21 protein-coding genes and 2 pseudogenes are annotated in these 21,216 nt (G+C 56.5%); 12 read left to right on the top strand and 11 right to left on the bottom strand.

The genetic code is table 11. The features are described from left to right. Positions 1-526 precede the first annotated feature (526 nt). Positions 527-2,692, bottom strand: a complete 2,166-nt coding sequence (locus tag ASC97_RS08225; protein ID WP_057467870.1) for a putative bifunctional diguanylate cyclase/phosphodiesterase — start codon at positions 2,690-2,692, stop codon at positions 527-529. 338 nt (positions 2,693-3,030) lie between these two features. Here ASC97_RS08225 and ASC97_RS08220 point away from each other — a divergent pair, with 338 nt between their 5' ends. Further along, the gene (locus tag ASC97_RS08220; protein ID WP_057467869.1) at positions 3,031-3,396 is read left to right on the top strand and encodes a hypothetical protein; all 366 of its coding nucleotides are present in this window, start codon (positions 3,031-3,033) and stop codon (positions 3,394-3,396) included. A 297-nt stretch (positions 3,397-3,693) separates the two neighbouring features. Here ASC97_RS08220 and ASC97_RS08215 read toward each other — a convergent pair whose 3' ends face one another. The 3 genes from ASC97_RS08215 to ASC97_RS08200 all read right to left on the bottom strand — a co-directional run bounded on the left by ASC97_RS08215 (position 3,694) and on the right by ASC97_RS08200 (position 7,331). Continuing rightward, on the bottom strand, positions 3,694-4,383 hold the full coding sequence (locus ASC97_RS08215; RefSeq protein WP_057467868.1) for a hypothetical protein: 690 nt from the start codon (positions 4,381-4,383) through the stop codon (positions 3,694-3,696). 97 nt (positions 4,384-4,480) lie between these two features. Further along, positions 4,481-5,986 carry a mechanosensitive ion channel family protein gene (locus ASC97_RS08210; RefSeq protein ID WP_057467867.1) on the bottom strand — a complete coding sequence of 502 codons (1,506 nt, stop codon included), beginning with the start codon at positions 5,984-5,986 and terminating at the stop codon, positions 4,481-4,483. An 880-nt stretch (positions 5,987-6,866) separates the two neighbouring features. Then, a complete protein-coding gene (locus ASC97_RS08200) occupies positions 6,867-7,331 on the bottom strand; it encodes a hypothetical protein (RefSeq protein ID WP_057467865.1) in 465 nt (154 codons plus the stop codon). 249 nt (positions 7,332-7,580) lie between these two features. On the opposite strand from ASC97_RS08200, the gene ASC97_RS08195 reads away from it, so the two are divergent. Next, entirely contained in the window at positions 7,581-8,000 is a 420-nt protein-coding gene (locus ASC97_RS08195) for a GNAT family N-acetyltransferase (protein WP_057467864.1), read from the top strand. A gap of 79 nt (positions 8,001-8,079) precedes the next feature. Here ASC97_RS08195 and ASC97_RS33805 read toward each other — a convergent pair whose 3' ends face one another. Next, a complete protein-coding gene (locus tag ASC97_RS33805) occupies positions 8,080-8,421 on the bottom strand; it encodes a hypothetical protein (RefSeq protein WP_156390320.1) in 342 nt (113 codons plus the stop codon). A gap of 406 nt (positions 8,422-8,827) precedes the next feature. Here ASC97_RS33805 and ASC97_RS33800 point away from each other — a divergent pair, with 406 nt between their 5' ends. From ASC97_RS33800 to ASC97_RS08175, 4 genes are all read left to right on the top strand, one after another. Continuing rightward, positions 8,828-9,301: a hypothetical protein gene (locus ASC97_RS33800; RefSeq protein WP_057467863.1), complete on the top strand. Its 474-nt coding sequence runs from the start codon at positions 8,828-8,830 to the stop codon at positions 9,299-9,301. A 139-nt stretch (positions 9,302-9,440) separates the two neighbouring features. Then, positions 9,441-10,043, top strand: a complete 603-nt coding sequence (locus tag ASC97_RS08185) for a hypothetical protein (protein ID WP_156390318.1) — start codon at positions 9,441-9,443, stop codon at positions 10,041-10,043. A 57-nt stretch (positions 10,044-10,100) separates the two neighbouring features. Next, entirely contained in the window at positions 10,101-10,529 is a 429-nt protein-coding gene (locus ASC97_RS08180; protein ID WP_057467861.1) for a lysozyme inhibitor LprI family protein, read from the top strand. A gap of 173 nt (positions 10,530-10,702) precedes the next feature. Beyond that, positions 10,703-11,146, top strand: coding sequence for a MarR family transcriptional regulator (locus ASC97_RS08175; protein ID WP_057467860.1), 444 nt, complete (start codon positions 10,703-10,705; stop codon positions 11,144-11,146). Between the two features lie 9 nt (positions 11,147-11,155). Here the strand turns inward: ASC97_RS08175 and ASC97_RS08170 are convergent, their stop codons facing one another. Beyond that, entirely contained in the window at positions 11,156-11,566 is a 411-nt protein-coding gene (locus ASC97_RS08170) for an ester cyclase (RefSeq protein ID WP_057467859.1), read from the bottom strand. A 377-nt stretch (positions 11,567-11,943) separates the two neighbouring features. Here ASC97_RS08170 and ASC97_RS35080 point away from each other — a divergent pair. Next, a pseudogene (locus ASC97_RS35080) lies at positions 11,944-12,197 on the top strand (Hint domain-containing protein); the annotation flags it as partial. Positions 12,198-12,272: 75 nt separating this feature from the next. Here the strand turns inward: ASC97_RS35080 and ASC97_RS08165 are convergent. Next, on the bottom strand, positions 12,273-13,358 hold the full coding sequence (locus ASC97_RS08165; protein WP_057467858.1) for an extracellular catalytic domain type 1 short-chain-length polyhydroxyalkanoate depolymerase: 1,086 nt from the start codon (positions 13,356-13,358) through the stop codon (positions 12,273-12,275). A gap of 372 nt (positions 13,359-13,730) precedes the next feature. Here ASC97_RS08165 and ASC97_RS33795 point away from each other — a divergent pair, with 372 nt between their 5' ends. From ASC97_RS33795 to ASC97_RS08155, 3 genes are all read left to right on the top strand, one after another. Then, positions 13,731-13,940, top strand: coding sequence for a hypothetical protein (locus ASC97_RS33795; RefSeq protein ID WP_156390317.1), 210 nt, complete (start codon positions 13,731-13,733; stop codon positions 13,938-13,940). Positions 13,941-14,005: 65 nt separating this feature from the next. Beyond that, positions 14,006-14,398 carry a YkvA family protein gene (locus tag ASC97_RS08160; protein WP_057467992.1) on the top strand — a complete coding sequence of 131 codons (393 nt, stop codon included), beginning with the start codon at positions 14,006-14,008 and terminating at the stop codon, positions 14,396-14,398. A 132-nt stretch (positions 14,399-14,530) separates the two neighbouring features. Then, entirely contained in the window at positions 14,531-14,845 is a 315-nt protein-coding gene (locus tag ASC97_RS08155) for a hypothetical protein (protein WP_244481411.1), read from the top strand. 10 nt (positions 14,846-14,855) lie between these two features. Here ASC97_RS08155 and ASC97_RS08150 read toward each other — a convergent pair whose 3' ends face one another. Next, positions 14,856-15,989 (bottom strand): PAS domain-containing sensor histidine kinase, encoded by a 1,134-nt coding sequence (locus tag ASC97_RS08150; RefSeq protein WP_057467856.1) that lies wholly within the window; start codon positions 15,987-15,989, stop codon positions 14,856-14,858. Then, the gene (locus ASC97_RS08145) at positions 15,990-16,784 is read right to left on the bottom strand and encodes an alpha/beta fold hydrolase (RefSeq protein ID WP_057467855.1); all 795 of its coding nucleotides are present in this window, start codon (positions 16,782-16,784) and stop codon (positions 15,990-15,992) included. Between the two features lie 130 nt (positions 16,785-16,914). Between ASC97_RS08145 and ASC97_RS08140 the strand changes: the two are divergent. Next, positions 16,915-17,372, top strand: a pseudogene (locus ASC97_RS08140) (glutathione-dependent formaldehyde dehydrogenase); the annotation flags it as partial. A 572-nt stretch (positions 17,373-17,944) separates the two neighbouring features. Here ASC97_RS08140 and ASC97_RS08135 read toward each other — a convergent pair. Next, entirely contained in the window at positions 17,945-18,184 is a 240-nt protein-coding gene (locus tag ASC97_RS08135) for a DUF6894 family protein (protein WP_057467854.1), read from the bottom strand. Positions 18,185-18,937: 753 nt separating this feature from the next. On the opposite strand from ASC97_RS08135, the gene ASC97_RS08125 reads away from it, so the two are divergent. After that, positions 18,938-19,708: an SOS response-associated peptidase family protein gene (locus tag ASC97_RS08125; RefSeq protein WP_082529906.1), complete on the top strand. Its 771-nt coding sequence runs from the start codon at positions 18,938-18,940 to the stop codon at positions 19,706-19,708. 429 nt (positions 19,709-20,137) lie between these two features. On the opposite strand, the gene ASC97_RS08120 is transcribed toward ASC97_RS08125, so the two are convergent. Beyond that, the gene (locus ASC97_RS08120; RefSeq protein WP_057467991.1) at positions 20,138-21,175 is read right to left on the bottom strand and encodes an aldo/keto reductase; all 1,038 of its coding nucleotides are present in this window, start codon (positions 21,173-21,175) and stop codon (positions 20,138-20,140) included. Positions 21,176-21,216 lie beyond the last annotated feature (41 nt).

The following is a 21,216-nucleotide window of genomic DNA, read 5'->3' as shown; positions in this document are numbered from 1 at the left end:
ATATGGTTGAGGCCGAGGGGCCCGCAGGCTTTCGCGAAGTCCCTGGACCTGAAGCATGAGCCGTAGCCCGGCTTCAGTCGGGTGCACTCTTGTGAATGTTCATTCGGAGCGATCATGGAAAACTGGGGTGGTAACTCCAGTCTTCTAAACCCGCTCCGAATGGACAACCTCCTGAAAAGCCCACACCTATTTGCACAAAAACTAGTCGGGGGTGACGCGAAATCGACCTTACGCCACCAGAGATTAGAACGTTAGTTGGCTGATCTCACGGAGAAAGCTCTAACATAAAGCGGTGAAGATTGGCGCACTATTCGATGGCAAATTCATCCCTACGCCGCCACTTCCATTATTGCCAAGCCAAGCGGGCGGCGCGAGGTCGGCTAGCAGCACCAGCTAGCATATCGTCGGTCTTTGACACCTTTGCGTCGATGGAACCAACTCAATTTATCAAGGCTTCGGACCTCGGCTTTAAGAGATTCTAAGAAAGATGCCGGCAAGAGCTGCGAGCGGACGATGACCGATGCAGCTATTTCTGAGAGTTAACCGCTCGAAGGCGGTTGTACATGTCGCTGATCATCTCGGGCAAAACCGGCTTGCACAGAAGGTACCCTTGAAGATCGTCACATCCAAGTGCGCAGAGCCAAGCCTTCTGCTCATTGGTTTCGATACCCTCTGCTGTGATCTTCAAGCCCTTTGCGTGTGCCAAGCTGATCATTGCTTGCACGATCCCGTTGTTATTCTCGGTCCCGTAAGCAGCGACAAAGCAGCGGTCGATTTTTATGCGATCGACATCGAGCTGCTGCAGACGTCCGAACGACGAGAAGCCAGTGCCAAAATCATCAAGCGCAAATCCGACCCCGAGCTGCCTAAGGGAGTTGATGTTGCGACGACAGGCGTCTTCATTTCCAAGCACAGCACTTTCCGTAATCTCAATTTCCAAACGACTTGGATCAAAATTGGCTCGTTCAAGCGCCGCTGCGACGCGCAGCGCGTAGGTATCGCTCCTTAGTTCCACCGCCGACGCGTTCACCGCGACACTCAAGCTCGGCCACTTTTTAGCGTCCGCCAATGCTGTCTGGAGTATTTGCTCGCCCAGCCTGTCGATAAGTCCTGCGTCCTCAGCGATAGAGATGAATACATCCGGCTGTATGAGTCCCTTTATGGGATGCCGCCATCTCGCCAGTGCTTCGACGCCTATTAAGTGACTGTTTTCCGCAGCATACACCGGCTGATAATGCACCTCAATCTGCGTCCTACTGTCGAGGGCGGCACGTAGGTCTTGCTCCAGATCACGGCGGGTCTTGGCCATTTCCTCCATGTGGGCACCGAAGATCACGTAGCGATTGCGCCCTGTGCTTTTGGCGCTGTAGAGGGCGATATCCGCACGACGTAGAATATCCCTGGCTTCAGAGTTGCCGGGCGAAGAGAAAGCGATGCCGATGCTCAAGCCGATTAAGATCGGTTGTCCGTCAATTTCGAAGGGTTGGCGAATAGCAGCGATGAGCTGTTCAGCCAATTGTTCAACATCTACCGATTTCGATGCTGGAACGAGGACCGTGAATTCGTCGCCGCCAATGCGAGCAACCATAGCGCCTGCGGAAACGGCAGACTTGAGACGAGCGGCCACGTCGACAATCAATCGGTCCCCGACCGGATGGCCCAGAGTGTCGTTTATCTGCTTGAAGCGGTCGAGGTCGAGAAAGAGCACAGCGGCTTCAGAAGTCGCGAGAGTTTTCTCGACTTCCGCTTTGAACGCAGCGCGGTTTGGAAGCCCACTCAAAGGATCATGATGCGCCAAATAGTAGAGCTCACCTTGGCTCTTCCGTAGTCGATCCGCACGCCCTTGAAGAAGCACAACAAGCCCCGCCAACGCCCCAGCCACTAAAACTGTCCCCAGTATCATCGCCGGCTTGGTAGCCTGAAGCACGGCCGTACCAGGTAGGAAGGGTTTCCAACTCAAGTAGCCCATCGCCGTTCTGTCGCGTGCCGCCAAAGGAAAGTAGCGTCGCTCAACATCCTCGCGCGCCCAGGCGAACTGCATTTCGGCGAAAAGGTAATCTGCGCCGAGGGACTGGGCGAAGTCAGCGTCAAGATAGCGCAAGGCGATGTGAAGCGGTTGTTTCCCGGCAACGTCCTGGATCTCGCCGCTGTCCGAAACAATGGGCTTGATGCTGACTATGGCGGGGCTACCATTGATGCTCACGATATCAGTTTCACCGATGCTCAGCATTGTGCGCGAAAGGCCGGAGGTGTCGCCAGTGGCCAACCGTTCTCGAAGGTCTTCAATGAGCTCTCGAACCTTTAGTGAAACGGTGGAGTATGCCTTCTCCGGGTCCGTATCGACGTCCGAATAGCCATAAATGAGGTCGTTGGCTGGACCGATGACGAATGCAGCGTCGTGCCCAAAGTATGTGTGCATCCAACTGCCAAGGTTTGCGTCGATCCACTCTCGATCACCTTCGCGCACCTTTCTAACCGCGTCGTCCCAGACCGTCGCACTTTCCTGATCGTGGGCAATTCTCTCCTGCATCTTACTGACAACCAAGCGAACCAGGCTGTCTTGCCGCTGGATTGCGGTCTCGTCAGCCTGACCGGCCGCCCATGTCATCGTGGCGTAAATAGCGCCGACAATGATGCCAAAGGACGCGATGGAGGCTAAGACTTTAATGAGGAGGTTGGGTTTCAGGGACATTTGACACATTCCGGGACAGTATTTCCCCACACCTACGACACCTCGGTTAAAACCATCCAAACATGCAAATACTTAATCTGGCCGACGAACATTTATAGATCAGCATTGGAGGCTGCAGGTTTCCGCTGCGTGGCTGCCGGGGTCTCCGAGATGAGTGGTGGTTTGCTTGGTCCCATCATTGACGTCCGTTAATCCGCACCTTCGAGCTGTTTGTCGTTGCTTACGCACTTCTCGCGTTTGCGGATCCTGCCAGAAAGGTCGGCTCGCATTTTGTCTCGCATTGGGAACTTGTGGACCGCCCAGTGGTTGAACAAGCGCAACCAAGGACAGGAGCTGACATGACAATGGGTTCGAATGATCAACCGCCGCGCACGCGAGTGACGGAAACAGCAATGGAGGCAAGGCAGGGCAGCCGAGGTCGGCCCGTACTCGTCATTCTCGCAAGCGCGCTCGTGCTGACCATGATCGCTTGGGGTATTTCGGAGTTATGGGGGGAAAGCATCGATAAGGATCAGCAGTCAACAGCCTCCACAAAGCAGGACCCGATGAGTGCACAGCCGAAAGGCGAAGGCACATTCGATAACAATCCAGCCGACGGGAGCAGCCGACCTCCTGAGGCGACGGATCGTGATCCTACTCCCAGCGGCAACGGCGGCGGGCCGACAATGGTTACGACGCCGAGCGGTACCGAAAAGGTTCGCTGACAACCGGAGTAGTGACGAGGGCGTTGACAGGGCCACAGCTAAGGGGATGGCTAAGGTGCCTGACTGTTCATCATCGTAGGTTCGAGCCTTCCGTCACAGCCTCTCTCTTCCTCGTGTTAAACGGGCTATGGGTTGAAACGGGTTCGAAAACATCGCCTCCCCGCGTGTGGTGGAGGGAAATGGCATCGCCAAGACAGTCCCGCGAACCCCCGCTGGACGGCTCGGCTGGGAGGTCTCTGTCTTCTGACGGGAGCCGAAGGAGGGAGGGGAGACGACTCCTCTCCCTCTGCATGCTGGTCACCGGCTACCCGGTAGGCTCTGGCTCTGACGCAGGTCGTCGATCGATTGGCTCTGCGTCGCGCGATCATGTGCAGGGCGATCACCTTCGGAAATGTCTCGCTGATGGCCCGTGGGAAGGACGTCGTCGAGCACATCGTCCGGGAGGTCTTCGGCCAGTTCGTAGGCGCGGACACGTGTCGACGTAGACTTGGTGCTGCGGGTGTAGCGACCGACGCTGGTCGCGGCGCTTGCCGCCGCATCCGCCTGAAACACATCGTCACGGGAAGCGATTGCCTGCTGGTCGCGGTCGGCGTCCCAGCCTTCCGTGCGCCACGTGTCCGCACGTTCGTCCAGATCGATAGCACCTTCGTCAGCGAGGATGTCGTGAGCTATGTTGTAGGTGGCGCTGTCGACCGAGACGGAGACGAGGAAGCCGCCCCGGCGAAGGCCTTCGGCGTAGACGTCGCGGTCTTCGTCCGGGAAGAACCAATCTCCTAGCCTCGACCAGAAGCTCGGTCCTTCCGCAGTTGCCGGTCTTTCTCCGTCGGCCTCATAGCCCGGCATGAGGCGCACGTCGGTCACGCCCGCTGCTTTGAGCTTGTCGATGGCCGTCTCGGCATTGCTTCTGGAATCGAAGAATGCCGTCATCACACTTTTAGCGCCGACGCCGGTAATGTTGGGAGCGCCGTCGTTATAGAGATTGGTCATGGAATCCTCCTCCGATGTTCGTATGGAGATCGAACGGACGGAAAAGCGGAATGTTCCGGCTCGTCGGCGTACGTGTTGATCACGAGGCTCGGCACATTCATTTTTTGTGGGTGTGCGGCACCTCGAAAAGGTGGTGGATGCGTGCCGCTAGAGAGGTGGGATGACTGGACGCCGCCTTGTCATTGAGGACGCCCAGATGCTCCTCGGATTGCATTCTCTTCGCAAGAAGTTCGCCGAGCTCTTCAAAGAGCGATGGCCGATCGCGCATCACGGTAGCAAGATGATCTTTCGAAATTTCGTAGACGACCACGAATGTGAGCGCCCGCATTCTGGCGGTCTCCGGCGCTCCCATCAAAACACCCCGCTCACCAAACAAGTCACCCGGTGCAAGGCGCGTGATTTCCTCGCAACTCTCTTCCGTTTGCTTCTCCACCACGACGACGCCGCTGCGCACGATCATCAATGACGTCATCGAGGCATTCTGCGGTGCGATCACCATGTCTATTTTGAATGTGAGACGCTTCATGCTGGCGGCAAGGCTTTCCATCTCGTCTTCCGTGAGCGTGGAGAACAGTGCAATCGAGTTCAGCAGTCGCCAAGCTGTTCCGGGATGCTTGACGCCTTCCAAACTCTGGGCGGCGTCGGACGGCCCGCCCCGAGGCGCGCCTAGTTGGAGACCTGCAGCCTTCGCATGTCTGAATACCAGATCATAAATCTCGTTCTTGGCGGCTGACGTTCGCGAAAGGTCTGACACCTTGAATGCCAACTCGACTTCGATCGCTGACGCATCGAGACCAATTATGGAAGCTGATGGAGGAGGGGATTTGAGTATGCAGTTGGCGCTCAAAAGAACAGTTTTCATGACCTCTTCGACGACAGCCGGCGGACGTGTAGGCAGGATCCGAACGGTGATAGTGGCACCATGTATCTCGTCCGAGCCGGTCAGGTTCGTCAGGCGTGCCTTGGCCAAAGCGCTGTTCGGGACGATGATGAGGTCGTTTGTGTTGCTGAGCAGGTGTGTAGAACGCCAGTTCGTCTCGACGACCCGGCCTTGCATGCCGTCTTCCAGGACTATCCAGTCCCCCACGGTGTAAGGTCTTCCCAGGTTGAGGGCGATGCCCGAAAAGACGTCGTTCAAAGTACTCTGGAGTGCAAGGCCGAGAACGATCGCGAAGACGCCCGAGGTGGCGATCAAGGTGCCGACCGGCAGCCTGAATACGAATGCGATGACCGCAAGCGCCGCGCCCGAATAGATCAGGCCGACGAGTAGATCTTGGATCAGCCGCCCCTCTCTTGGCTTCTGCTCGAAAATCAGGAAGAGGCGTACCGCGCTCACCAGCGTCATCGCACCGCCGATCCACCAAGTTGCCTTCGCAAGTCCGATGAATATGCGGTGCGTCAAGTCCTGCGCGGTCGTGTCGCCGTTCCAGGGCGCAAGGTTGTTGGCGACGAGAAGGACGGTGAGGAGGGCGAAGAACGCCACGTTGGCAGAGAAGCGAGTCCCCGAGTGCCCGCGTGCTAGAAGGCGCGCTATCAGCGCAAGGGCCACCAGTGCTGCGAACTGCGCGATCGGGTCTCCAACGATAACAGAAAAGCCGACCATGAAATCTCCGGGTTTGACCTATTCAGGACACGCTACCATGACCCACTACCAGGCCCAACGGGTCCAATAGTCTGTACGCTCGACTTCGGTCGAGAGGAGCCTATACGTATGCCTATCTCGTCCCCACCGCGATGAGTCTGAGCCTCCGCGGAGGTCGCGAAAGGTGGCTTTTGCCATGCGTGTCCTCGACCAGGTTAGAGAACCGGTCGTTGGTGAGGCAACGGTGCAGTGGTATTGCTAAAATTCAAAAGAAGATCGGAAAGCAATCGAAAGAACATTCTGCTTCTGTTTGCGTAGCCTCGATCCGTGATGGATTTATGGAGTTGCCATGGTTATCGACTGCAAGTCCGCGTTAGAAACCTTCGGGCATCTCCTGATACGCGTCTTTATGATTTTGATGGGCTATCTTGCGGGAGTGATCTCATTCGGATTGGCGGAAGGGATAATCACAGTGCTCTTACGCGAAGACGGGGTTTCTCGATCCATCCAACTTCCTGGATTGACTGTGCCTTTAATCTTGGTGAGTTTGTATTATTTTTTTCGACCCGTTCTGTTGATTGTGAGCGTTGCCGAAATCTTGGGCTACCGGAGCGTCGTCTACTATGCAGGAACTTGGGCGCTTATGGGATACACTATAGGCCACAACACTAGACCGTTCCCCCCACCTCGTTACGATGTGCTTTTCGCCTACCAAGACACCATTTGGGCCTCGGGCGGGATTTTGGGAGGTGTCGCTTACTGGGCAGTAGCCGGCCGGTTCGCGCGACCATTATTCTGGACAGCAAAGAGGAACGCGCCAAGCAACCATCGCAGGGAAAAGCATCAATACCTATACCGAAGACCGTAATGGTAGCAGATGGCCGCTCAGGGCCGACAGCCGTCACGGCTTAATCTCACCAAACACCGCGAACGTTCTTACATTCTCCGTGATCTTTGTGACAGCGCTGGATGGCCCGACTACACACTCCTCGGGAATGAAGTTCGCAGGTAGCCCGCTGGGTCTCGCTTGATTTATTTCCGATACGCTCAGCATATCGAGTTCCGTAGACCGCTTAATTCGTTCGACCGTGATCTCGTCGCGGCTGATGAATATAAAGGCGAAATGCCCTTCATCGGATTGGTAACTGGTCTTGGCCAGGAAGGTGTTCACCCGCATCGCGAGGTCGTCACTTCCGTACACACGATCTTGATACGGATGCAATACACATACGGCTTGCGCGGGTCGCGGCGATAACCCTTCGGCGTACACCACACTTCCAATGGAAGCGCTTTTCAAGGCTTTGAGAAGAGGCGTCTCGGGGAGTTGAGCAAAGTAATATGCCGCGAGAACCGCAATTGCCAGCAAGGTGGCCCCTCCTGTTAGGCGGAGAAAAGAAAACGTACGCCTCAAGCGATCACCGATGACTTTGGATTGCAACTTTCGGTGAAACCGATCGCAAGTAGTGGAACGAAAGTCAACATACCAACAGTCTGGGTATGCCGCTTTGGGCCGATACCCGCCATTGATGGCCGACCGCTTTGCGCCAACCGGACATTGCAGCAATCGCAGAGCTACTTATTTAGGGCCTATCATCACCAATGTGCAGGAATGGTAATGAAAGTTCGGCTGACGACCACCGATGACTATGAAGCGCTATGTGCCGTTGACTCGGTTGCCGAGACAAGCCAGGAGCGTCGGGATCAAATTAGCGAATGGCTCCTCTCGGCCCGCTGTCACGTTGCCGAGGCAGATGGCCGGATTGCCGCTTATGGCGTGCTGACAGACCCCTTCTTTGGCCATCCGTTTATTGAGATGGTGATGGTCGGCAAAGACTTTCGTCATCAGGGATTTGCTACAGAGATCATCAGGTACCTTCTTTCGACCAACCCCAGTTCAAAAATCTTCAGCTCCACCAATACGTCCAACAGACCAATGCAAATGCTGTTTGCTAAACTGGGCTTCAAACCCACTGGATATGTCGACAACCTTGATGAGGGCGATCCAGAAATCATCTTCTATCACCCTGCCGCTTAGTTAAATCGCGACACGCTTACCGCAGGGGGCTGGAAGGCGACAACAGCCTGGTCCGCAGAGCGCCAATTGCAGTCTCTCCTTACAGGCAGTTAACCTGACCGACTGCTGCATAGGCAGAAAAATTGCAGGCCACCACCCCAATCGTAAGGACCATTCCATGGATGGCCACCCAAAAGCCCGGATGTCTACGCATCGTCGGACGTGATAACGACGCCAGCACGACGATCAAACTGGTGGCTCCGATCAGGAGGAACAAGGTACTCACCGGCGGTAGATAAAGCAGAATGATTGGCCAGCAGCTTGCAAAATGATAGGGGCCAGCATTGTTGTATGCCTTGATCGCTAGCGCTATCCATAGAAGAACGTGGACCGATAATAGCGGCCACTTCCAGATCAGCACCCGATACGCCCCAAAGCTCATTTCGAAACCACCGCCCCAACTACGTCTACAACCAACGTAGCGGAAATCAGCCCAACTTCACGTTGTTGAAAAAGCTAAAATGCGAACAGACCCGTCGTTCCTCAACCAATAGCGCTTTATTAGCGAAGGCCGCTTGGGGGCCGGAAGGCGACAACAGCCTCACCACAAGCGGACAGTTTCTCGATTACGGCCATCCCCAAGATTTGGCCGCGCTCGCCAGCAAAACGAAAACAAAGGCCAGCGCCATGAGCGGCAGTATCACGTTGGCTTGACTTGCGTGGAACGACGGAGGACCTTTCATGAAATCGGTCTTCTTCCCGACTCGGCTAGCATGAACCAAAATACGCCGCCAAACGTAAGGGTTGCTGCAAGCAAAACTAAAATTCTGGCCATAGTTGAAACTTAGATGATCGCGGAGATAATACAACGACTTCAACCGGGCATTTGCGCCCGCCTCATGGGAGCGAGCGTGAAAGAGGTTTTCGTAGGCGTATTGCTTTCGAGCGCTGTCAGCTCGGTTTCAATAGCGGCCCCGCCAAATGACCCTTATTGGGTACGATATGCTGTGGTAGGGCCATCTGGCACAGGAGAGATGGGGGATCGCGAATGCCAGTCGCAAGGTTGGTGCTCAATCTTCAATGACGATGCCGCAGGTGTACATATTAAAATCAAGCCACGGGTCGTCGGTGGATCGAATTTTCAAATGAGCGTATCTTGTGACCGTTTCCCATGCTCGCTGGAAGGCGGCAAATCTCTCGCGCAACTCAATGCGGCTATCCAGCCTATGAAAATGACGTTCTACAAGGGCGGGGTTTCCCTTGGCCTGGAGCTTCGTCGGGGGGAAGAACTGGGAAAGCTGATAATGATGGTCAAGCGGTAGAGTCCTTTTAGTCCGTTTGACCTCATTAGTTTGTTACCAGTCGTCCCTCGGCGGCTTTGCGCCCGCCAAAAGGAGACATTGACCAGGTTGCTCGATTTGGGGCAGAGCAATCATTGCCCGAACTGAATGGAAGCGAACCGTGCGCCCTCTCAATTCCGCTGTGATCATGCTTCTTCTCTTAGTGCTGTCACCATTACCGTTGCTGGCATTCGTCAACGTCAGGAGAGCGGTGGCTGGTCACGGGTTCGAGCCGATTATTGACAATGTGGTGTCTTATCTTCTGCTGTTCCTTATATTCGCGGCAGGCGCGCTGACAACCGGGCTATACCACGCATTGGGACCGCGCCGTCGCAACGTTGTCGCCTATGCGTTTGCGGGTGCTAGTGGCTCAACGGCCCTCATGACTGCGGCTGATCTGATCGACAGCTATTTTAGCGGGCCCGGGGTCGGATGGATTTGGCCGCTCGCAGGCTTTGCTCTTGGCTTTGCGTTCGGAGGAGTTTTCCGAACAGCGCGTAACGGCTTGCATTTCGATAGAGCAAAACCGCGGCAGCGCTTGCATCGAGGTGAAAACCCGCTTCGGGCCGACAGCAGACATTTCTACAACCTCTGCGTTCAATGCAGAATGATACTTAGATCAGCGGATGGCTGCTATGGGCCGGAATGCGAGCCCCGTCCGAAAAGCGCCAAAAACGGTCGTTGTCTTATTGCGGAGGCCGTGCTTCATTTTCATGCGCTATAAAGCAACCCCGTCGCTGCGCAAAGTCGGATGGGCTTGTGGCTCCCAGGAGGCAGTTAAATGAAGACAGAGACACGATCATCGACCGTTTTAGCCGTTCTTCTCGCACTCACAGTCAGTACAACTTACCCGGCCTTTTCCAAGGATGCCGATCAAGGGGAAAAAGACTGGCAGACATGCATGGACAAATCCGACGGCAGCAACGCGGCATGGGGCGGCTGCGGACAGATATGGCTGAAGCGCGAGGATGACAAGTTGAACGAGGTTTGGAAAACCGTCTACGGACAGGCGACGGGACAAACGAAAACCGATCTTCTCGCGGAGCAGCGCCTGTGGAACACGTATAAGGAAGGTTCGTGCCAGGCTTACGCCAACGGTGAATGGGGCGCGGAACGGACGGTGCTGGACTATGTTTCCTGTCGCGCTGAATTGATCGATCGGCGGATCACCGACCTCAAAAGCTACGGTGATCTGTTTAAAGGCAATTAACTGATCGTCTTCGACTTGTCGTTCCTCCCCAAAAGTCCACTTCGGGCCGACTGCTGACAACCGCTTCGGCCGGAAAGCGGCCACGAGCTATCGTGCTTGCAAAGCTATTTCTCTTCTTGGTCTTCGCAGTCTATGGAAGGTTCACAGCATTCGTTTGAGGGCGGAAATAGAAAATGCCAAGAGAAGAAGCCAGCTCCGGAAAACACACCGATGCGGTGGTGCTTGCGGAAAATCTTCGCGTTACGCTCGGCAAATTCGTTCGCGGTGTGAAGACGCAAGCCAATACACCGACAACCTCGCAGTCGGAAACGCTGTCGCTTCTGGATCGAGAAGGACCGCTCAGCGTCGCCGAACTGGCAGAGCGTCGCAACGTCCGGCACCAGAGCATGCGGCTAGTCGCCGGTCAGCTGGAATCCGACGGACTGGTCAGCAAAATGCCTAATCCAGCGGATGGGCGCAGCCGGCTTCTTTCCATTACTGAAAACGGGCGGGGGCAATTGTCCCGCGCCCGCGAAGCCCGGACATCGCAGATTGCCAACTTGATCGAGGAACGCCTGTCCGAAAAGGACAGACGAACGCTTGAAGCCGCAATCCGTGTTATCAAACGGCTGTGCTAGCTTATCGGATCAGGCCTTCGATAATGCAGCTGGCAGAGTCGATAAGGTGTTCAAACCCCAGTGCTCGGCATATCTGCCGTCCTGAACTCGCACGATATCGATAACCCCAATGGCTACGTCCCGTCCCGTCCCCGGAATGCCCAGCAGGGTGCCGGTATGAACGCCGCTTATCGTCTTTCGGGTTGTGACCTTATCACCCTCGGCGATCTGATCATGAATAGTTACCGTCAAGTTTGAAAGAGCAGGGCGAAGAATATTCTGGAAGGTGTGCCACATGCTTTCCGCGCCGTTCGGCATTCCCTGCGGCGCAGCGTGGTTGATGAAGTGTGGAGCCATCAAGGCACGAAATTCGCTTTCGCTCCCGTTTTGAATGACCTCGATGTTGAAGCGGCGAACCACTTCCTTGTTATCGGCAGACATGTTCGATCCTTCGCACAAGCAAGATATGTACAGTAAGACTGTATATATCTTGCGTAACCGTTCAGCGATCCAGTTGCAAGTCGTACCTACTGCAGTGACCGCTTTGGGGCCGGAAGGAGACAACAGCCTCGTCTGAAGAGCGCCATGAGCAGTCATCAAGAGCCTCACTCCTCATACCTGCTCGCGACAGCAAGGGTCCTATCTGCGTTAGTCAATAGCTCAACGCTGCCTCCGTGTTCGAAACGGGCGACGAGCCCTTCTTTCTCTTCGCGAGACGAACGCCCAGGGCGTTCCTCAGACGTGATGCCTTCAACTCGATGCTTCGACATAGGACTATCGATGTTCAGCGCCACCTCACAAGGCGGCCTTCACCGTGGGCTTACGGTGCTGCTGCAGAGTCCTTCAGTCCTTCGGAAAGCAACCGAGAGAATTTCTCGAACTTCGCGGAGTTCGAACGACTGTATGCCGGGGAGGAACGCGTGGCGATGAAATCCTATGCGCCGTGCCCGGTGAGGAAGGCGGCTGGCAGCATCTGAAAGCCCTTCTTCTTATGCCTTTACTGCCGTCTCATGATCCGTTCGAGAGTGCCTGCACGACGATTAGCGCCCGAGTGAAAGAGCTATCGATCTGAACGGTCGTCTTCTTCATAAAACTTGAAAATGCGTCGTGCTCTCTTTTCAGAAAGCGTGACACCTTTCACCGGGGGTTATTTCATCAAACCGGCCGAGCGCAACGCGTCCTCGATGACGTTCTGAACTCCTCCGACCCTCGACTGCTGCCAACGGCCAGCCGAAGGAGCTTGTTCGCGTTTGGGCGCGTTCGCTCTTCGCTCGAAGGATGGCGTCAGCCCCCAGTTGCGAGCAATGTGAACGGTAGAGGAGATGCCCACATCCAGCATAAAAGGTGCCCCGTGGCCGTATCCGGCCTGCGTATCGACTGGCGTTCCATGTGCCATTCCGTGAATGGAATAGAGTTCGATCACATCGCGGCCGGATGTATCGCGCCAAACCTCGTGCCGCTGGCTGTCCACTATTTCAGTAAGAGTTGCCTTTTGTGGAACCGCGTGCACCCCACGCCATTGCTCCACGATCGCCCGGGCGTTGCCTTCCACAACGGTGTTGTCGGCTGTGCCATGCCAGACGCTGACCGTTGGCCACACTCCTTGGTGCGGCGATGCCTCGCGGAGCATATCAACGAGAGCGGCGGCAATGGGAAGGCCGTGGCCACGCATGCGGTCAAATGCCTCGGGAACGGTACCGGCCACCCCGTAGGGAAGGCCAGCGATAATTGCACCGCCTGCGAATACTTCGGGATAGGTGGCGAGTAGCGCGTTGGCCATTGCGCCGCCAGCAGAAAGCCCCGTTACGTAGACCCGCTTTGGATCGACGCCATGATTGGCGATCATGGTGGCGATCATCGCACGAACGGATTGGACCTCTCCGCGATCTCGGGTTATGTCCTCTTTGTTGAACCAATTGAAACACAGGTTTGCGTTGTTCTCACGCGATTGCTCGGGAAACAGCACAGCAAAACCGTAGTCGGATGCCAAACTCGACCATCCGGACCCATAATCGTAGCCAGCGGCAGTCTGGGTGCACCCGTGCAAAACAACCACAAGGGCAGGGGCGGTTTTCAAACTATCGGGCTTCGTGAACCAACCAGTCAGATTGCCAGGATTATCACCTGAAGGTTCGAGCCTGACCAGCACATCAGTATGGTGTTGATTTGCTGCTGAAAACCGACCAGCACGCAATCTGGCGAGGCGCTCTATGGTGTCGGAAATGGTTCTCATCTTTGGCTCTCCTGACGGAAAGCCAATCGCTAACCGAACTAACTAGATAATGCTGCACTGCACAATTACAAGCCATTTCTCTCCGGGCTGGCGGTCGACCGGTTTACTCACCTTTCGAGATCTCAAATCGCTTGGTTTCCGTCTAAGCGGGACGAGACGAACAAATGCGCGTGCCAACCTCTACGGCGTCGGCGAAGGCAGGCCTTCAAATGTGTCGCGTCGGGCCAAAAAGGTAGCGAGATCATTCGTTCCAGGACAGCTCCGCTAAAGCGAGACAGCTATCGGCTCCAGTCGGATAGCCCGTACGCCCTGCGGACGAGAGGGTTGTCCTCTTCCGAAATGTCATTCTTACGAACCGGACGAGGAAGTAGCATGGCGAAAAAGGGGCAGCACTTCGAATGGTGGCCATGTTGCCATTGCGGCAGGGACATTGAAGCGAAGTCTCCTAACCCACTTCGTGTCACCGTTGAGACCGCAGACGGCAAATGGCAGGTGTGGTTTGCTCACGCTAGTTGCTTCAAAGACAAGTTGATTGATCCGCCGGATGCGCCGCCTGGCTTTTTTGACCCAGCACATTTTTGAACGGCCCCTATTGGCGCGAAGGCGACCGATTGAGGATCTGTCGGTTTGTTGATATGCCGCGAGACATGGACAAGTGGCTCTCTTCTGCGAAAACATGGGCAAGATCAATCAAGAGAGATGTCGTTTCTCTTTGGATCGCAGCACGTGATCAGCGTACACCTCTTGCAGCTAAAATCGTCGCCGGAGCAGTTGCGGGTTATGCGCTATCTCCCATCGACCTGATCCCCGACTTCATTCCAATTCTGGGATATCTCGATGATCTGCTAATCGTGCCGCTTGGAATACTTCTTGCCATACGCCTGATACCCAAACCGCTCATGTCCGAATTTAGGATTTTGGCTGAGGAGCGGACAAAGCTGCCAAACAGCAGGATCGGCCTGCTGGCAATTATCGCTATTTGGCTGACCTGTGTTGCTGTTGCCGCTTGGTTTGCATGGCTACAATTCGGTAGCTTTTGACTTGGGCGTCCGCTTCTGGCGCTTTTCGGCCGACGTCAATGCGGACGCGAAGCCGAGGCCGCCGGAAAAGCTCAGTTGTCGCGTCGGCTTTGGGAAGGTCCAGCATGACTGGTTCCTTTCAGGTGAACTCCTGTGAATGGTCAGAAAGCCCCGTTGTTCCCTTCGAATAGCACGATCTTCATGGTCCCCGTTGCGGTGGCTGCGTTGAGCACTATGTCCGCATTCATGGATCAAGACATCAAAGCACCAAAACTCTCCGGCACTGCCAAGCTGGACGCCACCACCGAAGCCGCATACGCGATCATTGACAAGCGCGTGCTAGACCGGGAATCCAAAACTGCAAAGCTCAGGGCCTTACGCCTCGAAAAGGAAGCCGTCGAACGTGCTGCGAACGCTTCCAAGTCCGCCACGAAGCTGAAGCGGAAGAAGGCAGATCCAGTCGCCTAGCCAGAGGCTGCTAAGGCGTTTCCTCTGGGGTACCCGGCATCCGAAATTCGAAGACCGTCACCTCCTGATCGGATTTGACCGTCAAGGTTCCTCCATGCGCCTTGGCAATCTCGGACGCTATATGGAGACCTAGTCCCAGTCCTTGCTGACGTTCGTTCGGATTGCTGCCCCGGAAGAATGGCTGGAACAGGCGCTCCATAGTCTGCGGCGGAATGGGATCTCCGCCATTAAAAACGGCGATGATAAGGCAGCCATCCTCAACATGGGCCTTGATGCGGACCGGAAGATCCGGATGACCATGCATGAACGCATTGCCGAGAAGATTGGACGCAAGCTGCCCAATTCTACCGCTGTCGACGAGCACTGCCCCTGGCAGATCGATATCGACCTGGATCTTTCTGCCAGTTCCGCTCTCCAATTCGGAGACGACCTGCCTGAGGACGGGTTCGAGATCCAACTCCTCTCGTCGGGCCACGGCAATGCCACCCCCGAGGCGGCCGCTCGCCAGATCTAGGACATCGTTGACGAGTGCGCTCATCCTGTCGACGCTCCCGTCGATCAATCGGACGACTTCACTTCCTCTCGGACTGAGGGTCTCCTTCGCCAGGAGGCGCACGCCGCCCTTCACCGATGCCAATGGATTGCGCAGATCGTGCCCAAGCACGGCTATGAATTCGTCACGGAGGAGGGCTGAACGTGTAAGCGCCGAATTGAGCGCTTCGACCTCGCGTCGGGCAGCCTTGCCAGCTTCGTTGGCATCGAACAGCTCGCGTTCGTACTTGCGGCGGCTTGATGCTTCGATGACGGCAATCCTGGTCTCCAGAACGTCGCCATCGCTTCCAGTCTTCTGGTTCGCATTCGCCAGAACCGGAAGACGAGCTCCGTCCTTCCGAACGAGGTCAAGCGCCACTTCGTGGAAGTAGCCCTGCATGCGAAGGAGCGGCGCGAAATGCGTCTCATAGAACATACGGCCGGCGATAGGCATCAGATCGAGAAGGCGTTTTTCGGCAAGGTCGGCCTCGTTGAAGTCGAGCCATGCAAGCAGGGTCCGATTGGCCTTGGTGATCCGCCCGCGTGCGTCAAGCAGCAGGTAGCCGCATGGAGCATCCTCAAAAAGATCCTGAAAATCGTGCGTCGTACTCATCTAGTGTCTGACGAACTCGCGAATTGCCGCAACGACCTCGGCCGGTGCCGAAAGGTTGGGGCAGTGACCGGAAGCATCGAGGAGCTTGTAGCTGCAGTTCGGGATCGCCTCCCGGACGTATTCGCCGACTACCTCAGATGCGATAATGTCGTCCTTGCATTGAAGAACCAGGGTGCGAGCGGTGACGAGGGGGAGTTCCGCCCGGTTGTCCGAAGTGAAAGTCACCTTCGCGAACTGTTTGGCGATCTCGGGATCGGTCCTGCAGAAGCTGTCCGTGAGCTCCTGACCGAGTTCCGGCCGCTCCGGGTTGCCCATGATCGCGGGCGCCATCGCCGCCGACCACCCCATGTGGTTATCGGCGAGTGACACCAGGAGTTCTTCGATGTCGCCGCTTTTGAACCCGCCGTAATATCCCTCGTCATCGATATAGCGGGGCGAGGGGCCGACCAGCACGAGGTTTTCGAACATGCCGGGAGCCTTGAGGGATGCCAGCACACCGATCATCGCGCTGACCGAGTGACCGACGAAGACAGCGTCCTTCAGGTCAAGCGCCTGGCCGATCTCGACGAGGTCGTCCGCATAACCTGAGAGGTTGGAGTATTTCTCAGGATCATATGCTCCAAGATCTGATTTCCCGGCACCGACGTGATCGAAGAGGACCGTCGTGAACGTGCTCTCGAAAGCCGGCGAAACCAGCCGCCACATGTTCTGGTCGCAACCGAACCCGTGGGAAAAAACCATCGACTGGTTTCCGCTTCCACCGAGGATGACGTTGTTTCGTTGAAGTACGTTCATGGACGCCCCTATTCAGGACGCACCGTATCCACCTTCCGATAAAAAAGCCAGAAGTCGCGATGGCGCGAGGCCTCTCGGCAAAGCGAACTCATCGGCATGTGCAGCAAAGAAACGCTTTCGCATTCTCGCCATGTACGGCCGCTTTCCTGGAGGGCAGGCCCAGTACCTACGCGTGCCTTTCGCCGACGTCGGTCCGATCACGGTTCCGGACGGTCTGAGCGATGAACAGGTGCTGTTCCTCTCCGACATCTTTCCGACCGGCTACATGGCGGCGGAGATCTGCGACATCCAACCGGGTGAGACGGTCGCCGTGTTCGGCTGCGGCCCGGTCGGCCTCTTGGCGATCAAATGCACATTCCTTCTCGGCGCCGAACGCGTGATCGCCATCGACAGGCGTCGGGCGCAGAGACACTCGACTACACCGACGAGGATCTGCAGACGAAAATCGTCGAAATGACAGGCGGAAACGGTCCAGATGCCGTTATCGAGGCCGTTGGAATGGAAATCCACGGTGCGGGCGGCATGATGGAAAGCATACAGACCAAACTCACCTCCACTGAGCGCCCTTTTGCTCTCAGTCAAGCCATCCTTGCCGAGTCCTTGGTTCCTCTCGGATCGGCCGAGGTAGGCAAACTGGATGTAAAAACCTGGTTTGCGCGACGCCTCCAAGCTACGGCCTGATCTGACCGGCCTAGCGGCAGGACTTATGTTGGCGCCGCTAGGCTAGTGTCCTCGAAGAGGCATCACGTGTGGCGGCGAGGCTAATCATGACGTGCATTCGTGTTCCACGGGGGGACGAGTCGCTTTCGCCCGGCCCCCAGACCACCAACATAGGAGCCTCGGCGTTCAGTGAGGAGGTGTGAACAAGGGTGCGTCTCCAGGTCAGTGTCGCGTGTCGAGCGGGAGCTCGCCGTCGTCGAAGTTGCCGTTAATGGCGGCTGGGCGTGACATTGCGCACGGCTCGGCGCTGTCGCGTGCCGTTACACGAGAAGCCGCCAAAGAAGTTCCATAACAAACCTTATCCGACAATATAGGTAGCCGGCTACATATTGTGTGGCGCTCCGCGACCCTCGCCGGCTGATGGCGTAACTCTTTCTCAAAGTTACGAAACAGAAGTTTCGGCGTCGCCTACTCTCGTTTCCCCAAGATCCGGGGAAACGTCACTGTGCGAGGAACGAGATATGGAACTCAAGGGCCAGACGCGCCACCGGGATCTGCTGCGAATTTCTGACTTCCACGGACAATCTTTTCCCCTCATCCTCGGGAATACCATCCGATGCCATTTCGGCCAGAAGTCTCTTTCCTTCTCCAATCGCTGACATGAGGTCCGGAAAATCATACCCCTCATCTGCTCCGAAGTACGTTTCTGACTCGTCCGTTTTGAAGTAGAAAGTTGTCATCGCTTGCCTCCATAAAACTATGAACACTGCCAGAGCGTTAGAGTTCCAGATGCTCGAGTCACCGCCTGATGGCACTGACGTCTCTCGCGATGGGTTTCACAGGCAAGTCCAGTCAAATCTGGCTCCGGCTTGATCAAGTAGCCGACCTCTACCGGCAGCGCAGGACCACGGGAAAATAGGCAATACCAAGCGCGTTAACCTGACCGTAAGCCGCCATCTCGTTCAGCCGCCGTAGAGAAAAGCGGTTCCAACCGATCTTTTGCATACTGAAACGGACGACGCGTTTTTTGGAGACGCCGCCGACGAGGCGAAGGTTTCGTTGTCGGAGGAGGTTTCCCCAATGGTCGAGCAAGGCAAGAACATAGCTTCCGAGATCTGGCACAAAGGCTCCTGCCGTTGCCGCCGACGCCCATGATTCAGTAAAAGATCGAGTTCTGCACGAGGTTGATACATTCAAAACAGGGGCAGGCAGGGACAAGCTTCTTAATCGGCCCTGCAGTCGAGCCGATCGTGTAAAAGGCTAGCCGTCCCTAATGCCCTTTTTACCCGGGCCGAGCCTGGTGAGGTTCTATAACCGTGGTCCGGGCGTGGATTATATACTTTTGTCCGTCGTGGCGTCGGCCTGGGGTCGGTATTTCCAGCCATAGATTTCGTCAGTGTGCGCGCAGGCAGATCTGGGCAACAGCGGCTGTTGGCAGCCCTCGAACGGTCGGCTACGTTGCACGTCTCCTAAATGACGGCGAGGTGAACGGCGTGTGCAATCTCTACCGCATGGATGACAGGGACTGGGTCAGGAAATGGGCGATCGATGCCGAGAGCATGATTAACCTAATGCCGGCCTATCAGATGAACCCTGATCAGATGGGGCCGATTGTCAGGAACACACCCGATGGCCGAAAGCAACTTATACACGCCCGCTGGGGCCTTCCGTCTCCATTCTATGTCTTGAAGAGTGCCGCCGCGACCCGCGCGGAAAAACTTCGGAAGAAGGGGCAGCCAGTCGATATGGATTTACTACTGAAGATGGAGCCGGATCGCGGCACTACCAACGTCCGCAAGCTTCACATCGGGCATTGGAAGCAGTGGTTTGGCATCGAACATCGCTGCCTGGTTCCTCTCACGTCCTTCGCTGAACCAGACCCCGCCAGCCAGAAGGAAGGCGATCGCGTCCCGAACGCATGGTTCTCCAGTGACGAGAACAAGTCGATCATGTTCTTCGCAGGAATTCACGTGCCCGGCTGGACGAGCGTCCGGAAGATCAAGGATGGGCTGACGACCGACGATCTATATGGCTTCTTAACCACCGATCCGAACGATGTCGTTGCGCCGATCCACAAGGACGCGATGCCCGTTCTGCTGCTGACAGAAGAAGAGACCGATGTGTGGATGCGCGCGCCCTGGGATGAGGCAAAGGTGCTCGCGCGCCCGGCAGCAAACGACGCGATCATGGTCACGTCTCGAGAGGCCTACGGATCCACCATCGTCTCGACGGACGGAGAACCCGTTCAGCCGAGCCTGCTGTGACGGTTACGATGCACTGGGTCGATACCAAAACGGACGAGAAGGTCAGGGCGCTTGATCGCGGTATGGTCGGAAGCGAGCAGCTTGACGGAACGTTCGTTGCGCCTGCGGGGCAGCGCCTGAGAACAGTGAATTCTGGTATGACGCGCTGAAGCGGACCAAAGACCATCCCGACCAGCTCGACTCAATAGCCAGCCGCACCTCGTCCTGACGTGGCGGGAGATGGTCGTCTCTCCTGCGATGCCCATCAAGACGGGCCGGAAGGCTTTCCGACCTCAAAAGATCTGCTTCGACATCGTCGCGGGCGACATCGAATTTCTGTGCGGGAGCCACTCCGTCATCTCCGGCTGCTAAGCCGAGGATTCACGCCACGAACAGGAATCTTCGTTCACGACCGAAATGACGGATTGAAGGCTCGGCCGGTCAAGGGCTTCACTTCACCGCAGCGGCCGGCCAGTTCATGACATCCTCCTTGCCGCCTGCCAGACGACTGCGGCTGCCGGTAACGATGTCGTAGGGGAAGCCGAGCGGAATGGCGCTGCTGGTATCGAGGCGGGCGACCTGTTCTTCGGTCAGGCGAACATCGAGTGCTGAAAGATTGTCGTCGAGCTGCTCCTTGGTACGCGGGCCGATGATCGGCAGCGTTATGCCTTTGGCTAGTACCCAGGCGATTGCGATCTGACCAGCAGGAAGTCCGGTTTCCTCGGCAATCGCCAGAACCGCGTCAACGGTTGCCGTCTTTCGATCGTCGCTTTCGCCATGGATGACCGCGCCGAGCCCTTGCGCCCTGCCCGTCTCGCCTTTGCGATATTTTCCGGTGAGCAGCCCACCGCCAAGCGGCGACCAGCTGACGGTGCCCAAACCAAAGGCATTGGCCATGGGGATTAGCTCACGCTCGACAGTGCGTTCGACGAGGCTATATTCGATCTGTAGCGCCGAGATCGGCGACCAGCCGCGCAAGTCTGCAATGGTGGCGGCGGTGGCGACGCGCCAGGCCGGGAAGTCCGACAGACCGGAATAGAGGATCTTGCCAGAACGGGCGAGGTCATCAAGACCGCGGGCGATCTCATCGATCGGGGTGACGGCATCCGGCATATGCACCCAGAGTAGATCAATACGATCGGTGTTCAGACGCTTCAGGCTGGCTTCCACGGACTGAACCATCGCCTTGCGGCTGTTGCCAGTGCGCTGCAGGCCGCTGTTCGGCGCATCGCCCAGCGAGAACTTGGTCGCGAGCACGATATCGTCGCGCTCGCTGGCGATGAATTCACCGGTCAGCGTCTCCGACTGGCCGAACTGATATTGGTCGGCCGTATCGATGAAATTGCCGCCGGCGGTTCGGTAACCGTCGAAGATCTGCTTTGCAGTCTCTCGGTCTGCGCCGTAGCCCCAGCCGGTGCCGAAATTGCCGGTGCCCAGTGCCAACGACGATACGCGAAGGCCGGTTCGGCCGAAAATTCCATAACGCATGCTCATGTGCTTCATCCTTCTAAAAAGCGATTCCGCTGAGT

Source organism: Rhizobium sp. Root1203, from assembly GCF_001424945.1.
Lineage (GTDB): Bacteria > Pseudomonadota > Alphaproteobacteria > Rhizobiales > Rhizobiaceae > Rhizobium.
The sequence above is the reverse complement of the archived record's forward strand: the minus strand, read 5'-3'. Positions and strand labels throughout refer to the sequence as shown.

Excerpts from the sequence above, each read along its gene's own strand:
- ASC97_RS08225 (WP_057467870.1), bottom strand. The coding sequence starts at position 2,692 with ATGTCCCTGAAACCCAACCTCCTCATTAAAGTCTTAGCCTCCATCGCG.
- ASC97_RS08220 (WP_057467869.1), top strand. The coding sequence starts at position 3,031 with ATGACAATGGGTTCGAATGATCAACCGCCGCGCACGCGAGTGACGGAA.
- ASC97_RS08215 (WP_057467868.1), bottom strand. The coding sequence starts at position 4,383 with ATGACCAATCTCTATAACGACGGCGCTCCCAACATTACCGGCGTCGGC.
- ASC97_RS08210 (WP_057467867.1), bottom strand. The coding sequence starts at position 5,986 with ATGGTCGGCTTTTCTGTTATCGTTGGAGACCCGATCGCGCAGTTCGCA.
- ASC97_RS08195 (WP_057467864.1), top strand. The coding sequence starts at position 7,581 with ATGAAAGTTCGGCTGACGACCACCGATGACTATGAAGCGCTATGTGCC.
- ASC97_RS33805 (WP_156390320.1), bottom strand. The coding sequence starts at position 8,421 with ATGAGCTTTGGGGCGTATCGGGTGCTGATCTGGAAGTGGCCGCTATTA.
- ASC97_RS33800 (WP_057467863.1), top strand. The coding sequence starts at position 8,828 with ATGATCGCGGAGATAATACAACGACTTCAACCGGGCATTTGCGCCCGC.
- ASC97_RS08180 (WP_057467861.1), top strand. The coding sequence starts at position 10,101 with ATGAAGACAGAGACACGATCATCGACCGTTTTAGCCGTTCTTCTCGCA.
- ASC97_RS08175 (WP_057467860.1), top strand. The coding sequence starts at position 10,703 with ATGCCAAGAGAAGAAGCCAGCTCCGGAAAACACACCGATGCGGTGGTG.
- ASC97_RS08170 (WP_057467859.1), bottom strand. The coding sequence starts at position 11,566 with ATGTCTGCCGATAACAAGGAAGTGGTTCGCCGCTTCAACATCGAGGTC.
- ASC97_RS08165 (WP_057467858.1), bottom strand. The coding sequence starts at position 13,358 with ATGAGAACCATTTCCGACACCATAGAGCGCCTCGCCAGATTGCGTGCT.
- ASC97_RS33795 (WP_156390317.1), top strand. The coding sequence starts at position 13,731 with ATGGCGAAAAAGGGGCAGCACTTCGAATGGTGGCCATGTTGCCATTGC.
- ASC97_RS08160 (WP_057467992.1), top strand. The coding sequence starts at position 14,006 with ATGGACAAGTGGCTCTCTTCTGCGAAAACATGGGCAAGATCAATCAAG.
- ASC97_RS08150 (WP_057467856.1), bottom strand. The coding sequence starts at position 15,989 with ATGAGTACGACGCACGATTTTCAGGATCTTTTTGAGGATGCTCCATGC.
- ASC97_RS08145 (WP_057467855.1), bottom strand. The coding sequence starts at position 16,784 with ATGAACGTACTTCAACGAAACAACGTCATCCTCGGTGGAAGCGGAAAC.
- ASC97_RS08135 (WP_057467854.1), bottom strand. The coding sequence starts at position 18,184 with ATGACAACTTTCTACTTCAAAACGGACGAGTCAGAAACGTACTTCGGA.
- ASC97_RS08120 (WP_057467991.1), bottom strand. The coding sequence starts at position 21,175 with ATGCGTTATGGAATTTTCGGCCGAACCGGCCTTCGCGTATCGTCGTTG.